Here is a 14,696-nt window from a genome sequence, read left to right as displayed (position 1 = left end):
CTGCTTCGCCTGTCAGTGAGCGGCGTGGACGATGCGCAGGTCCGGCAGGCCCCAGGCGGCCACGCCCATATCCCTGGCCATCATTGCCAGCCCCTCGGTCTCGATGTAGCCGCGGTGGCTGTAGGATGGGAAACACAGCCCCTCGCGGTGAAGGTCCGCGCGCACCAGCAATGCCGTGCCGCCCACCCCGTCCAGCGGCACGATGTCCTGGCCGGCGAAGGCATCCAGATAGAGCCGGCCGGCACCGCGCGGCGGCTGGAAGATGCCGTCGGCCAGATGGCGCGGGTCTTCCTCTCCCGTCAGCCGGAAGCTGTTGAGGTCGAAGGTCCGTCCGTCGGGCAGGACGCAGTGGGGAACGACGATGTCGCGCCCGGCGGCGAGCAGGCGGGCCAGCAGGTCCGGCGGATAGTCGACCAGATCGGCGTCGAGCCACAGCACCCAGTCCTCGTCCCCCAGCGTGCCGGACAGCAGCCGGTTGCGCGAGCGCGCCAGCAGCTCCCGCCGCCGTCGCTGGATGTCCGGCGCCCAGCGCGGCCCCTCGGGCCGGAACCCGTAATCGTGACGCAGCAGCGACACCCGGCGGTAACGCCGCCGCAGCTCCGGCAGCCGGCCGGCCAGCCAGTCATGCGTGCCGTCGGCGCTGTCCCCCTCCAGAAAGCCCAGCGACAGGCGGGACGGGTCGTGGTCGAGCCGGCCGAGCAGCTCCAGGTAGCGCGGCAGATGGGCGACGGCGTCCTTCACCGGGGTCAGCACCAGCACCTTTTCCTGCCGCGCCGCAACGATCGCTGGGACAGGCATCGCCGGGACAGGCATGACGGCACGCCGATAGGCTTCCACCGGCAGGCGCTTGCCCATCTCCTCCAGCACGGCCCGGCAGCGGTCGCCACTGAAGCGGGCGGTGGCCGCCTGCCAGTGCTCCTCGAAATGCGGACCGCCGAAGGTGTTGCCGCCATGGACGACGTAGGTGTAGAGCCGCGGCAGGTCCATCCGCACGACACGGGCGCTGCGGCGCAGCTGATCGACCACCGCCGTGTCCTCGCCGCGGCGAAGCGCCGGATAGCGGGGCATTGCCGCCTTCTCGCACAACAGCGAGCCTTCCCAGTCCCGTTCGCAGGACACCGCCAGCCGCTCCTCGCCCGGCCACCAGATCATCCAGCGGTCGAGCAGGCAGGCCTGCGCGCCGGCGGCCACCAGCACCCGCTGCTGCATCTCCAGCCGGCAGGGGTCGTAGAGATCGTCGTCGTCCCACTGGCAGACATAGCGGCCGGCCGCATGGTCGACGGCGATGTTGCGCAGCTCGCCCAGCGTCGCGCCCCCCTGCCGGCCGGCCGCATCGACCCGGACCAGACGAACGTTCCGGCACCCGGCGGCGCGGATGGCGCGCTCCAGCGGATCGTCCTGCGGCAGCGCCGGTCTGTCGCAGACGATGACCAGTTCCCGGTTGGGATAGGTCTGGCGCGCAAAACAGCCGATGGCGATCTCCAGCAGCGCCCTCTGCCCCCTGGTCACCATCAGGCAGGAGATCAGCGGCAGCCCCTCCGCCTTCGCCGCGGGGCCAGGAGCGGAGGAGCGGGCCCCCTCCGGCCGCCCGTCGGTCACCACCGCCGCGATCTGCCGCGGCAATGCGGTCTCGGGGGCGGTCTCGGGAGCGGCCTCGGGGGCGGCTCTAAATCCGGCGGCGCGCCCGGCATCGTCGCGGAACCAGGTGCCCTGCCAATAATGGACGGCATAGGCCCGGCGGGTCGCCTGTTCCCAGAAGGCGAGGTCGAACAGGCGGCCGCTCCAGCAGTCCTCCTTGGTCACGGGATAGAGCAGGTCCGGCGGCAGCACCGTCACCGCGGCGGCGCCATCCTCATGCCGGACCCCGTCATAGGACGCATGGGCGCGGGTCAGCAGGAAGGGGCCGGTGGCGTCCAGCACGTCGGCGCTGGACCGCGCCTCGACCAGCCGGTCCAGCAGATGGTCCCAGAAGGGATGGCCGGGCACCGACGCCAGGAAGGACGGGCACAGGATGCGGGGAAGCCCGCGCTCCACCGCCTTGGCCAGCCTGCCATGCTCCTCCGGCTCCAGCCCGACGACGAAGCTCCGGCCCTCCAGCAGCCCGTCGATCGGACGCAGGCATTCGAAATCGAGGTCGGCATAGACCCCGCCGAAACGGCGCAGGATCAGGTAGCGCGCCAGATCGATCCGCGCGATGGGATCGGCATAGCCGTGGAAGACCGGCAGCAGCGCCGGATGCTCCTCCGCGATGAAGCGCCCGATGTCCTCGTCGGTCCAGAACCGGTAATCGAATCCGGGATTGCGCTCGATCCAGCTGCGCTGCAGCGCCTGGAATTCCGGCGGAACGTCACGTGTCTTCCAGGTCTGGTGGATCAGGCGCGGGATCGGGGAACAGGTATCGGTGTGCATGGACGTCGATGGCAATTGCGCATGAACCGATAAGCACTTTGCAGAAACAGCTCAATGTAAATGGACGTTTAGAAAAAATCTGTCACACTTCGTTTCATTTGACACACGTAAATTTAGAAATTTATCTTTAGCTCCGAATTTATTTTTGAAGCTTGGCAATTCATTATATGAAAATCTCATTAACTTTTGCACGGCTCTAGTTGGAGCGCCCCAAAAATGCTCTCATGGGTTGTGGGTTAGGCTGACCCATCACATCGGGAAGGTGGTCATTCCTCCTTGTGGATGGCTGGACGCGGACATACCGCGGCTGGTAGGCCGTCAGCGGGACGTCTTCCGCCTCCCCCTGCTGCCCCCCTTGGAGAAACAGCCACCGCCATGCCCGGACACCGACCCTACCGCCTGCATCGCCCCTGGACCGTGCTGGGCAGCCGCGACCTCGTCGACGCCGATCCCTTCCTGAAGGTGCGGGTGGAGACGGTGGAGCTGCCGGACGGCCGGCGGATCGACGACTATTACCAGTTCGACCAGCCCTCCTTCGCCTGCATCTTCGCCGAGACGGCGGACGGGCGGATCGTCACCTACCGCCAATACCGCCACGGCCCGCGCAAGGTCGGTCTGGTCTTCCCCGGCGGCCACCTGTCGCCCGGCGAGGAGCCGCTGGCCGCGGCGAAACGCGAGCTGATGGAGGAGACCGGGATGGAGGCGGAGCGCTGGACCGACCTCGGCGCCTACATCGTCAACGCCAACCAGGGCGGGGCCTGGTCGCACATGTTCCACGCCACCGGCTGCCGCCGGGTCGCCGAGCCGATCGTCGACGACCTGGAGGACACCGAGATCCTGCACCTGACCCGGCAGGAACTGCTGGAGGCCATCGGCCGCGGCGAGATGCACCTGCTGACCCAGATCGCGCTGGTCAGCATGGTCTGGCAGGCCGACATCGCGCGGGTGCTGTCCCGTCCCCACTCCCCAGACACAGCCGGTTGAGGAAAAGCCCGATGACCCGCTTCGCCCTGTTCACCCCGATGGCCGCCCTTCTGCTGACCGGCGCCCTTGCACTCCCCGCCGCACTCCCGGCCGCCGCCGAGCCGATGAAGGGCCGCTACGAGCTGCGCTGCCAGGACCCGCAGACCCGGCAATGGGCCGTCGCCGGCCAGGTGACCGACCCGGAGATCGTCGATCTGCCGGCATCCGGCGGGCGCCCCGGCGGACGCGAGGTGCGCGGCACCGGGGCCGACGGCAAGCCGGTTGTCCTGCCCATGCCCTCCGACCGCACCTGCATGCTCAGCGCGCGCTGAGAAGCACGGCGGTCGCCGCCCTATCGAATGGGAGCCGACCGTCAAACTGTAACATCCCCGCTGTAGCTTCCCGACGCTCGCCAAGATCAAGGCGGCGCCGAACGGGCTCCAATGGCCCGACGGCGCCGCTCATGCCAGCCGCTTGCCCTGATGAGGGTTCGGGAGACACCAGCCATGACCAACTTGCCCGTCCAGCTGCCTGAAGTTCAGCTGCCTGAAACGTCGCGCCGTTCGGTGCTCCGCGCCCTTGCCGGGCTGCCGCTGCTGCCGGTCGCCGGCATCGGCGCCGGCGAGCTGCTGTTCGCCTCGGGCGCCGAAGCCGCTGCCGCCAAGGGCGCGCCGGTCGCCGTCGAGTTCGTCGGCATGGCCGCCCCCACCACCGCCGCCGCGCAGGCCAAGACCACGGTCGAGTCCAGCATGGTCGTGACCTGGGCCGACGGCTCCAAGCAGAGCTTCGCTCTCGGCTACCAGCCGTTGTTCATCACCGGCGATCACGTTCCGGACGGCAAGGGCGGCACGATCCTGGCCGGCGGCTATACCGACATCAACGGCAAGCCGATCCTCGATCAGTCGATGGCGACCCCGGCGCCGTTCTTCTCCGACTGCCCGGACGGCTGCAACCTGCTGGCCCCGATCCCCGGCGCCAGGGTGGCGGGCGTCACCGGCAACACCCTGTTCGCCGTCGTCCAGTTCGAATACGCCACCCGCGATTCCAAGGACGCCTCGATGTACGGCAAGCTGCCGTCGCCGATCGCCGTCCTGACGCTGGACCAGAACAAGGAAACCGGCGCGCTGAAGCTGGTGCAGTACCACAATGTCGACACCAGCCCGGCGCACGGCCTGTGGATCACCTGCGGCGCCAGCCTGTCGCCCTGGAACACCCACCTGTCGAGCGAGGAGTACGAGCCGGACGCGGCCGCCATCGACGACCAGTTCCGCGCCTACAGCAAGAACCTGTTCGGCGACGAGACCAAGGCCAACCCCTACCACTACGGCCACCTGCCGGAAGTGACGGTGAACGCCGACGGCACCGGCACCATCAGGAAGCACTATTGCCTGGGCCGCATCTCGCACGAGCTGGTGCAGGTGATGCCGGACGAGCGCACCGTGCTGATGGGTGACGACGCCACCAACGGCGGCCTGTTCATGTTCATCGCCGATCAGCCCAAGGACCTGTCCGCCGGCACCCTCTATGCCGCCAAGATGGAGCAGGAGGCCGGCAAGGACATCGACAAGGGCGGCGCCTTCGCGCTGAAATGGGTCAAGCTGGGCCACGCCACCAGCGCCGAGATCGAGACGCTGGCCGACAGCCTGAAGGCCGCCGACATCGTCGAGGTGAAGAAGGAGGATCCGAAGGACCCGTCCTTCACCGCCATCCCCTTCAACGGCAAGACCCAGTGGGTCAAGTTCAAGCCGGGCATGGAGAAGGCCGCCGCCTTCCTGGAGACCCACCGCTACGCCCCCACCGTCGGCGCCACGCTGGCGCTCACCAAGCTGGAAGGGGTCACCGTCAACGCCAAGGACAAGACCGCCTACATGGCCGTGTCCTACATCTACAAGACGATGAGCGACGGCAAGAGCGGCATCAAGGTCGACAAGATCAACGCCGGCGCCGTCTATCAGCTGCCGATGAAGGGCAGCCAGACCGACATGGCAGGATCCGCCATCGCCAGCGATTGGGTGCCGGTGCATTTCAGCGCCGTCCCCGCCCTGGTCGGCCGCGACCTGGCCACGCCGGACGCGCTGGGCAACACCGCCGACGCCGACCTGATCGCCAACCCCGACAACCTGAAATTCTCCGAGAAGCTGCGCACCCTGTTCATCGGCGAGGACAGTGGCAACCACGTCAACAACTTCCTGTGGGCCTACAACGTCGAGACCAAGACGCTGGCCCGCATCCTGTCCTGCCCGGCCGGTGCGGAATCGACCGGCCTGCAGGCGGTCGACGACGTCAACGGCTTCTCCTACGTCATGAGCAACTTCCAGCATCCCGGCGACTGGGAGAAGGGGCTGCACGACAAGGTGAAGGACAGCCTCGCCGGGCTGATCGACGACGCCTACCGCAACCGCCGCAGCGGCGGTGTCGGCTACATCCACGGGCTGCCGCAAGCGGTCTGATGGGGCCGGTCTGACGACTGACGGGGCGGCTGACGGGGGGGGGGGTTGGGCCCCCCCCGTCCATTTGCGGGCCTATACGGAGGCAGACGGCTCAGTCAGAATGATTTTATCGGATATACACTCTGTTTTGAAATATAATCCTTGATTCGCGCGCGAAAACTTTCTGGATTATGCTCATCAGCTTCCGATCATCTCCCATCATGGGGGCGGCGATGTCGTATGATTTCGAACGCGAGCGGTATGAGGAGCGGCGGCGCTTGGCTCGCGAAGCCCGGCGGGACTACGAAAACGCTCTGGAAGCGGCCCAACTCTCGCCGGCGGCCGGCGACGCACTGGCCCAGTCAATGGCTCAGTCACTGGCCCGATGGAACGCAGCCTTCACGAACGCCTTGCGGATCTGGGACCAGAGCCATGACTGGCGGCTGTACCGCTTATGACGAAACAGGCCCCGGGACTTTCAGGGGCCTTTTTTCGGTCGCCTTCCAGACCCGGCTCTCTCCATCGAAAGAAGTAATACTACCGCCAAATCGTACGGCGGAGTTTTTCTTGGAAGTGGTAATCACCAATCGACCTAGGACCAATCGGTGATCTTAACACCTCGTTAACTGGCCGGATGGCTCAATAAGCTCATCAGAACGGGCAGAAGCCTCCACCACGAATACAGGGATCGCCACCATGTCCAAGACCGATTGCGCCGCCAACGTCTTCGTCTCTGCTTCCCTGCACCTGGATGTGGTCGACGAATTCATCGCCATCACCCAGTCGAAGCTGAACGGCGCCACCAGCGAATTCACCCGCGACAGCCTGACCGACCTGCTCTCCGGCCTGACCGAGCAGCGCGAGACCTACCGCACCGTGCTCGCGGCCGTTCAGCCCGCCAACGCGCTCGCCGCCTGATCCGACTGCTCCAGTCCGCTCCCTCTGCGCCGCCCCCTCCTCCGCGAAAGACCGCCATCATGACCGCCCCCATCGCCGCCCCGATCGCCAAGGACGTCCTCGCCTCCGCCACCCTGCATCTGGACGTGCTGGAGGAGTTCATCGCCGTCGTCCGCCGCCGGATGGCGTCGGCCACCGACAGCTTCGCCCGCGACAGCCTGAACGACCTGCTGCTGAGCCTCACCGAACAGCGCGACAGCTATCAGGCCTTCCTGCCGCTGGCCGCCGCCGAGCCGGTGTGAGGGCGGAGCGTTACCGGGGAGCGGGACGCGGTCAGGCGCTTATGCGTTCCCGTTCCCGGATGTAGGCGATGACCGGCAGCAGGCTTTTGGTCTGGGGATTGCCCCGGGGGCCAAACATGCGCATCAGGCTCTTCTCCGGCGTCCCGACAGCCTGCGCCAGGGTATCGAAACCAATGGTCGCATTGATGTAATCCCGGATGAGCGACTTGGCTGTTTCGAAATCGTTGTTGAGCAGGCAGTCACAAGCCTCCTCAACGAGCGCCTTACGGAATTCCGGATCACGTTCGGCACGCGCCTTGATTGTATCCTTGAAGTCGCGGGTCAGCGCCATCCGTCACCTCTTCTTCGCTTGCCTGCGCGCCTCTTCGGCCGCTTTCCCCGCGGCGCCAGCTTTCCGGCGCTTGTACTCGGCCCATAACCTCTTGGCATCCTTGATATCGCCATCCTGCGAGGTCTTATCACCGCCGCCGAGGAGGATCACCAGCTTGGTACCGTCATAAGCCAGATAAACCCTATATCCGGGACCATAACTGATCTTGAACTCCAGCACTCCTGCACCGACGGGCTCCAGCTTTCCAACATCGCCCCGTTCAATCTTGGCATAGGCCGTCGCCACCTTCGCCGCGGCACGCGGTTCCAGCGTGTCGAACCAGATGGCAAAGGGACTTCGACCGTCCTCGTAAAGATACTCCCGGATCTCAGGCATTCAAGTTGGTAACCTATGTGGCACCGAGCTGAATAGCCAAGCACATGGACCGGCGCAAGGCGTCATGCCGTCGCAAGACGTGTGGCAGACGCCAGCCACCAAACTGGAACCGCGTTCAGAACGCCTTCAGCTTCTTCCAGGCGAACACCACCATGCGGGCCAAGAGCCAGCCGTGGGTGAATCGGGAGATCTGCGTCTCGCCATAGCTGCGGTCAGCGTAGCGCACCGGCACCTCGACGATCTTCAGGTTCTGCTTGGCGGCACCGAAGATCAGGTCGAAGTCGCCGAAGGGATCGAAATCGCCGAAGTAATGGCGGTTGGCGACGATGGTGTCGTAATCCTCGCGCCACAGCACCTTGGTGCCGCACAGCGTGTCGGTGAAGCGCTGGTTCAGCAGGAAGGAGAAGATGCGCGCGAAGGCCCGGTTGGCCAGGAAGTTCAGAAAGCGCATCGCCTCCGGCGCCATCGGGTAGACCAGCCGCGTGCCGTTCACGAACTCGCCGCGCCCCGACACCATGGCCTGATAGAATTTCCCCATCGTCTCCGGCGGCACCGTCAGGTCGGCGTCGAGGATGATCAGGATGTCGCCGCGCGCCACGGCGAAGCCGGCGCGCACCGCGTCGCCCTTGCCCTTGCCGGGCTGCTTCATGACCTTGATGTCCCAGTCGGGATAGGCGTCACGGACGCGCAGGCACTCCTCGTAGGTGTTGTCCTGGCTGTTGCCCTCGACATAGATCACCTCGATGTCGGGGGCGAAGCGGGGCAGGCGGCGGATGGCGTTCTCGATGTTGCCGCGCTCGTTGCGGCAGGGGATCAGCACGGTGACCGAGGCCGGCTTGCCGTCCACCGTCACCGCCTCGACGGTGGGCTGCGGCCGGGCGACGACATAGTTGCGCACGCACAGCCGGCGGATGCCCGGCAGCGGGGCGATGTAGCGGTTGACCAGCGTGCCCAGCCCGAACAGCCGCTTCGGGATCAGCTGGCGCCATTCGCGGCGCACCGGCTCCCAGCCCGCCAGATCCAGCAGGTTGACGATGTCGCTGGTCGACAGCCAGTTCTGCTGGCCCTGCGGCATGCGCATCCCCAGCTTCTCCGCCGCCCACAGGATCGGCTCCCAGACGCGGGAGTGATAGCTGACGATGATGCGGGTCTTGGGATTGGCGACCCGGCGCAGCAGGCGCAGCGTCTCCTCGATGTCGTCGAGGAAGCCGATGGTGCCCGACAGCAGGATGTGGCTGAACGGCCCCTCGATGGCGTCGATGGTCGCCGGATCCTCGGCGTCGGCGGCGATCAGCTCCAGCTGCGGATGGCGCGCCTTCGCCACGGCGATGGTCGCCGGGCTGAGGTCGATGCCGACGCCGCGCGACGGCTTGAGATCCGCCAGCGTGTCGCCGACGCCGCAGCCGATCTCCAGCACCGTCGCCCCTTCCGGAATCAGGAAGCGCAGATAGGCGCGGTCGGCGTCATGGAAGGCGCGGTTGCGCTCGGCCCAGCGGTCGCGCAGGGGGGCCATGGCGTCGAACAGCGACCGGATGCGCTGCTGGCGCGGGGAGAGGCCGCGCGTCCCGGCGGCCGCGGGGGCAACGGGGGCAGACGTGTCCGGCGTGACAGCATCCATGGAAGCGCTCCGGGAAAGCGTCGGGGTCGGCTGGTCGGTCATCGGGAGAAATCCGTGGGAAAGGCGTCGGGTCCGCCATGAGACGTCGGGACAGCAGACGTCGGGACAGCCGTCCGGGCGGCGGTCTCGTTGCGCAGCAGCAGCCAGAACAGGCCGCCGGGCAGCGACAGGACGGCGATCGACAGCCCGATCAGCAGCGAGACCAGAAAGGCCGCGTCGGCATCGAAACCGAGCAGCGCGAAACCGGCGACCATCGCCCCCTCGCGCACGCCCCAGCCGCCGAGCGAGACGGGCAAGGCGGCGGCGACGATGGCGGCCGGCACGATGGCCAGCCCATCCAGCCAGCCGAGCGGCAGGCCGACCGAGCGGGCGAACAGGATGGTGGCGGTGATGGTGGCGAGATGGACGCCGATGCTGTGGCCCAGCGCCGCCCAGGCGGCCGGGTTGCCGGCCATGGCGCGCAGCTGCGCCACCGCCCCCCAGACGGTCCGCCCCAGGGCGCCGTCGCGCAGCCGCTTCGGGATCGGCAGCCGGTCGCGCGGGATGCGCCCGGCCAGCAGCAGCAGCCCCATGGCGACGGCCAGAACCAGCGCCCCGCCCAGCACGGTGCCGGCGACGGCGGGCGGCGCCACCGCGGCCAGATGCGGCAGCCCGACCAGCCCGATCAGCACCACGCCCAAGAGCGCCATCAGCCGGTCGACCAGCAGGGCCAGCATCACCGGCCCGGCCGGATGGCCGAGCCGCCAGGTGAACCAGCCGCGCAGCAGGTCGGCCCCGACCGATCCCGGCAGGATCTGGCCGACGAAACCGCTGGCCATCTGCAGGCGGAAGGCAGTCCAGCGGGTCAGGGAGAAGCCGGCGGCCCGCCCCACTGCCCGCCACCGCTGCGAGGCGAAGGGCAGGGTCAGCGCCTTCACGGCGAAGCCGGCGGCGAACAGCCACGGATCAGCGGCCGACAGGCGCGCGGCGATGCCGGCCCAGTCGGCCCCGGCGGCGAGCGCGCCCAGCACCACGACCGTCACCGCCAGCTTGACCAGCAGCGGCCACCGCCGTCCGGACGGCTTCCCCGGACCGGCCTTGTCCGGACCGGGGCCGGAGTCGGAACCGGGCTTCGCCGATTGGACGAAGGGCGTGTCGAGAAGAGCCTGGGCCATCATCCCCGCATGGAAATCCGGGTGCCGCGGGACAGCGGCGCCGAACGGGCCGTTGTAACGGCTCACGCTTGGCTTGTCACCCGGTCAGGCGGGAGAGGGGCAGGCGGGAGAGGGCAGGGGGGAGAGCCGGCGCCTCACCCCATCCCGGCGGCGGCCAGCATGCCACTGTCGGGAACCATCGCCGCCGTACGGGGTGCGGAGGCGGGGCTCAGCGCCCGGCCCTCCTGCCTGCCGAAGACGATGTAGTGCCGCATCGCCGCCGTCAGGTCGCCGCCGGTCGCCGCCGCCACGTCGGCGTTCGCCGCCAGATAGGCCGACGCATTGAAACCGGTCGTCCGCCCTTCGGTCCGCCCATTGGTCAGGTAATGCAACTCGGCCCGGGTGGTGTCGGTACCGAAGGCGGCGGCAAGGTCGCTGTTGGCGGCCAGATAGGCCGTGGGATTGAAGGTGACCCTCCGCCCCTCCGCCCGGCCATTGGTGATGTAATGGATCTCGGCGCTCGTCCGGTCGGTGCCGAAGGCGGCGGCGAGGTCGCCGTAGGAGGCGAGATAGGCCAGCGGGTCGAAGCTCACCGTCCGGCCCTCCGCCCGGCCGTTGGTGATGTAATGGATCTCGGCGCTCGTCCGGTCGGTCCCGAAAGCGGCGGCGAGGTCGCCGTAGGAGGCGAGATAGGCCAGCGGATCGAAGCTCACCGCCCGGCCTTCAGCCCGGCCCATGGTGATGTAATGCGCCGCACCGGCATCGCCGTTGGTGCCGAAGGCGTTGGCGAGATCGCCGTAGGAGGCGATGTAGGCCAGCGGGTCGAAGGTCACCGTCCGCCCCTCCGCCCGGCCCATGGCGGCGTAATGCGCCGCGCCGGCGGCGGCGTCGGTGCCGAAGGCCGCCGACAGGTCGCCGTAGGAGGCGATGTAGGCCAGCGGCGAAAAGGCCTGCCCGGACGAGGCCGTAGACGTGCCGGTCGCCGGGGTGGTCCCGCTTCCCGATCCGCCTCCACCCGCGCCGGGGCTGGGGATTCCCGGCACCGTCAGCGGGGCGGACCCCATCCGCGCCCAGTCCAGGTCATGGATTCCCAATCCTGCCGCGGCCCCGCTGCCGAGCCGGAAGTCACCGGCCGCCGGGTTGGCGAACAGCCCCGACGACACCGTGTCGCCGCCGGTCAGCCCGCGCACGCCCTGCAGCAGGTTGTTGGTGACGGTGTAGGAACCGGGGGTCCAGAACTCCCAGTAATCCACGCCCGTGGCGGAGGAGATGACGTTGCCGGTGACGCTGTTGTTGGCGAGCAGCCCGATAGTCCCGGCACTCGGCACCCATTCCAGCCGGATGAAGCGTTCGCGCGGGTTGGACAGGGTGGCGAAGTTGTTGGTGACGCTGTTGGAATCGCCGCCATGGATGAAGACGCTGGCCCAGCCGGTGTTCTGGATGAAGTTGTCCCGGACGGCGACGCCGTTGGCCATGTCGTCCAGATAGATGCCGAAGCTCTTCTGGCGGTCGAGCCAGCCCGACCCGTCGGTCGCCAGCCCGCCGACGTTGCGGATGTCGTTGCCGCGGATGGTCGTGCGGGTGTCGACGTTGGAGCGGCCCAGCATCTCGATGGCGCCGCCGTCGGCGGTCTCGGTCATCGTGTTGTAGATGCGGTTGTATTCCACCACCGTGTCGGTGTTGACGGTGGCGCCGTCCCAGTTCTTGATCGAGATGCCGTAGCGCGGGCTGTTGCGGATGTCGTTGCCGGAGATCAGCGTGCCGCTGGTGCCGTAGAGCTGGATGCCGGCGACGTCCTTCAGCACCTCGCCGATGCCATTGATGCTGTTGGCGCTGATGCGGTTGCCGTTGCTGCCGTAGGCGACCTTGATGCCGCCGGCCCCCAGATGCTCCATCCGGTTGGCCTCGATCACGTTGCCGGACGATCCGGTCAGCGTCATCGCCGTGCCGGCATCGACGAAGCGGTTGCCGGCGATGCTGTTGCCCGACGAGTTGGTCAGCGTCAGGGCCGAGCCGTCCCAGGTGGTGTCGGCGAAGGTCAGCCCCTGCAGGGTGACGCCGCTCGCCCCGTTCAGCGCCAGGAGCGTGCCCAGCCGCGGCACCACCGCGCCCTGGGCCAGCAGGGTGCCGGGATCCTGCGGCTTCACCACCAGCCGGCCGGTCTCGGCCTGCCAGGCGAACTCGCCGGCGTCGCGGATGAAGGCGTCGTCGTTCAGCAGGCGATAGGTGCCGCCGCTGCGCAGGGCGTATTTCACCCCTTGCGTAAAGTTGACGGTCCGGCTGCCGGCATCGACGGAGGCGACGCCGACGATGTTGTCGGACAGCCGTTCGGTGTCGAAGGTCTGGACCATCATGCCGGGCTGGACGCCTGCGGCCAGCACCGCCGCCATCGCCCCGTCGCCGGCCCCGACGCGCAGGCTGGTCTTGCTGGCGCCGCCGGCCGCCGCCTCCAGCATCGACCAGCCGGATTTGGCGTCGCCGGCGTTCCAGTCGCCGGTCTGCGCCACCTTCTGCCGCACCCCGCCGATGAAGAGGTCGAGGCCGGTGGTGGAGGTCGGCGCGGCATAGAGCCCGCCGCCGATGGCGGTGAAGCCGCCGACCCGTTCGCCGCCGCTGAACACCGGCGTCTCGCCCGGATAGGCCATGATGTGCACGCCGTTGTCGGCCCCGGTCAGCGTGACCGTGCGCGCCATGGCATAGGTGCCGCCGCGCACATAGGTGTCGCGGATGCCGGTCGCCCGCATCGCGCTCTGCGCGCGTTCCAGCGTGGCGAAGGGACCGTCGGTGCCGTCGGCATTGGGTGCCGCCAAACGCCCCGACCAGGAATCGTTGCCGTTGGTCGCGACGTAGAAAGCCTGCTGCGTGTCTGTCATTGCCGGATTGCCTTGCCGATACCGGGCAATCACACGGCAAAAATACTTAATAAAGAGGTAGTCTCATCCTTTCGGATGTGCACTTTCGTGAGGCATGTCCGTGTTCATTTCGTGACAAATGCCAGGGCCATGGCAGTTGTCACTTGCCCAATCCTCCGCGTTGTCTTGAATACCTGCCGTTCAACCCGGTCAGCGCAACTCGACCCGCCGTTCCTCCCGGAACACCGTCTCGTCACCATGGCGCAGCGTCACCGTCACCCGGTAGGGTCCGGGAGGCCAGGAGCCGGCGGCCTGCTTCTTCACCTCGGTGCCGAAGAACAGCACGGCCAGCGGACGCGGCACCGCGCCCTCGTTGCGGGACAGGCGGCGGCCGTCGGGCCCGGTCACCTCCAGCGTCACCCGGTCGCCCTTCCGCCCGCCCATCAGCTCCGCCCACACCCCCAGCGTCGGCGCATCCGCGGGCAGGGGCTTGCCGCCATAGCCGCCGTCCCGTGCCACCTCCGCCTTCGGCGCCTCGGGCGCCAGCCCGGCGCCGAGCAGCGCGCTCGGCCGGTAGGCGAGTTTCCGGCGCGCCGCGTCGCTCCACAGCGTGCCCGCCGGCATCGGAGCGTCCTCACGCTCGGCAGCACCCTGGTCAACGGCACAGGACGGCGCCTCGCCGGTTCCCGCCTCCTTGCCGGTATAGGGGTCGAGGGTATGGCCGTCATGGCGGATGCCGAAATCGACATGGGGGAATTCGGTGTTGCCGGACAGCCCGACCTCGGCCAGCGGCGTGCCCGCCTCCACCCGGTCGCCCGGCCTGACCGCGATGCTGCCGCGCTTCAGGTGGCTGTACTGGGTCTCCCAGCCGTTGCCGTGATCGACCACCACCGCGTTGCCGGCCTCCCGCCCGGCCGGCGCGCCGCCGCTCTGCCGGATGCTGACATCCTCCATGCCGTCGCGCACGCGGGCGACCGTGCCGGGGGCCGCGGCCACCACCGCCACCCCGCGCCGCATCGCCTCCAGGTCGGGCAGCCGGAAATCGGTCCCCTTGTGACCGTCATAGGTCAGCCGCCCGCAGGCGAAGTCCTGCATCCCCGGCCCCGGATCGGCATCGACATAGTTCTGGACGAAGCACTCCGCCCCGATCCGGCAGCGCACCGGCAACTCCAGCACCGGCGCCCCGGGAGGAGGGGCGGCGGGAGATTGGGCGGCTCCGGCGGACGGCAGGAACACCAGGGCGGCGAACCCCCAGCGATAATGGACCGGCACCCTCATCCACACCCCTCGCACAGCACTGCTCCGTCTTGCCTGACCGTCCCTCAACAGGTGGGGTGCGGGACGGAGGGGGCCAGCCCCACCTCATTCTACATGCCCCTCTTATGCG

The 14,696-nt window shown here is 68.2% G+C and carries 13 protein-coding genes; 6 read left to right on the top strand and 7 right to left on the bottom strand.

Annotated features, from left to right (window positions below):
• Nucleotides 1–12 precede the first annotated feature (12 nt).
• The gene (locus tag ACCD06_RS27775) at nucleotides 13–2,409 is read right to left on the bottom strand and encodes a glycosyltransferase (RefSeq protein WP_413344998.1); all 2,397 of its coding nucleotides are present in this window, start codon (nucleotides 2,407–2,409) and stop codon (nucleotides 13–15) included.
• Nucleotides 2,410–2,784: 375 nt separating this feature from the next.
• Between ACCD06_RS27775 and ACCD06_RS27770 the strand changes: the two genes are divergently transcribed.
• The 6 genes from ACCD06_RS27770 to ACCD06_RS27745 all read left to right on the top strand — a co-directional run bounded on the left by ACCD06_RS27770 (nucleotide 2,785) and on the right by ACCD06_RS27745 (nucleotide 7,000).
• Nucleotides 2,785–3,393, top strand: a complete 609-nt coding sequence (locus ACCD06_RS27770) for an NUDIX hydrolase (protein ID WP_413344996.1) — start codon at nucleotides 2,785–2,787, stop codon at nucleotides 3,391–3,393.
• Nucleotides 3,394–3,404: 11 nt separating this feature from the next.
• Complete coding sequence (locus ACCD06_RS27765; RefSeq protein ID WP_413344994.1) at nucleotides 3,405–3,704, top strand: hypothetical protein; 300 nt, start codon at nucleotides 3,405–3,407, stop codon at nucleotides 3,702–3,704.
• 174 nt (nucleotides 3,705–3,878) lie between these two features.
• Complete coding sequence (locus ACCD06_RS27760) at nucleotides 3,879–5,822, top strand: PhoX family protein (RefSeq protein WP_413344992.1); 1,944 nt, start codon at nucleotides 3,879–3,881, stop codon at nucleotides 5,820–5,822.
• 170 nt (nucleotides 5,823–5,992) lie between these two features.
• Nucleotides 5,993–6,259, top strand: coding sequence for a hypothetical protein (locus ACCD06_RS27755; protein ID WP_413344990.1), 267 nt, complete (start codon nucleotides 5,993–5,995; stop codon nucleotides 6,257–6,259).
• A gap of 238 nt (nucleotides 6,260–6,497) precedes the next feature.
• A complete protein-coding gene (locus tag ACCD06_RS27750; RefSeq protein ID WP_413344988.1) occupies nucleotides 6,498–6,719 on the top strand; it encodes a hypothetical protein in 222 nt (73 codons plus the stop codon).
• Nucleotides 6,720–6,778: 59 nt separating this feature from the next.
• Nucleotides 6,779–7,000 (top strand): hypothetical protein, encoded by a 222-nt coding sequence (locus ACCD06_RS27745; RefSeq protein ID WP_109073356.1) that lies wholly within the window; start codon nucleotides 6,779–6,781, stop codon nucleotides 6,998–7,000.
• 31 nt (nucleotides 7,001–7,031) lie between these two features.
• Here the strand turns inward: ACCD06_RS27745 and ACCD06_RS27740 are convergent, their stop codons facing one another.
• The 6 genes from ACCD06_RS27740 to ACCD06_RS27715 all read right to left on the bottom strand — a co-directional run bounded on the left by ACCD06_RS27740 (nucleotide 7,032) and on the right by ACCD06_RS27715 (nucleotide 14,587).
• Nucleotides 7,032–7,331, bottom strand: a complete 300-nt coding sequence (locus ACCD06_RS27740; RefSeq protein WP_109150562.1) for a transcriptional regulator — start codon at nucleotides 7,329–7,331, stop codon at nucleotides 7,032–7,034.
• Between the two features lie 3 nt (nucleotides 7,332–7,334).
• Nucleotides 7,335–7,706 (bottom strand): type II toxin-antitoxin system RelE/ParE family toxin, encoded by a 372-nt coding sequence (locus tag ACCD06_RS27735; protein WP_413344985.1) that lies wholly within the window; start codon nucleotides 7,704–7,706, stop codon nucleotides 7,335–7,337.
• 115 nt (nucleotides 7,707–7,821) lie between these two features.
• Nucleotides 7,822–9,324, bottom strand: coding sequence for a glycosyltransferase (locus tag ACCD06_RS27730; protein ID WP_413344983.1), 1,503 nt, complete (start codon nucleotides 9,322–9,324; stop codon nucleotides 7,822–7,824).
• A 38-nt stretch (nucleotides 9,325–9,362) separates the two neighbouring features.
• The gene (locus ACCD06_RS27725) at nucleotides 9,363–10,544 is read right to left on the bottom strand and encodes a lysylphosphatidylglycerol synthase transmembrane domain-containing protein (protein WP_413344981.1); all 1,182 of its coding nucleotides are present in this window, start codon (nucleotides 10,542–10,544) and stop codon (nucleotides 9,363–9,365) included.
• Nucleotides 10,545–10,612: 68 nt separating this feature from the next.
• Nucleotides 10,613–13,330 carry a nitrous oxide reductase family maturation protein NosD gene (locus tag ACCD06_RS27720; protein WP_413344979.1) on the bottom strand — a complete coding sequence of 906 codons (2,718 nt, stop codon included), beginning with the start codon at nucleotides 13,328–13,330 and terminating at the stop codon, nucleotides 10,613–10,615.
• Nucleotides 13,331–13,519: 189 nt separating this feature from the next.
• Nucleotides 13,520–14,587: a M23 family metallopeptidase gene (locus tag ACCD06_RS27715; RefSeq protein WP_413344977.1), complete on the bottom strand. Its 1,068-nt coding sequence runs from the start codon at nucleotides 14,585–14,587 to the stop codon at nucleotides 13,520–13,522.
• Between the last annotated feature and the right edge of the window lie 109 nt (nucleotides 14,588–14,696).

This window comes from Azospirillum sp. CT11-132, from assembly GCF_047302835.1.
Taxonomy (GTDB): domain Bacteria; phylum Pseudomonadota; class Alphaproteobacteria; order Azospirillales; family Azospirillaceae; genus Azospirillum.
The sequence above is the reverse complement of the archived record's forward strand: the minus strand, read 5'-3'. Positions and strand labels throughout refer to the sequence as shown.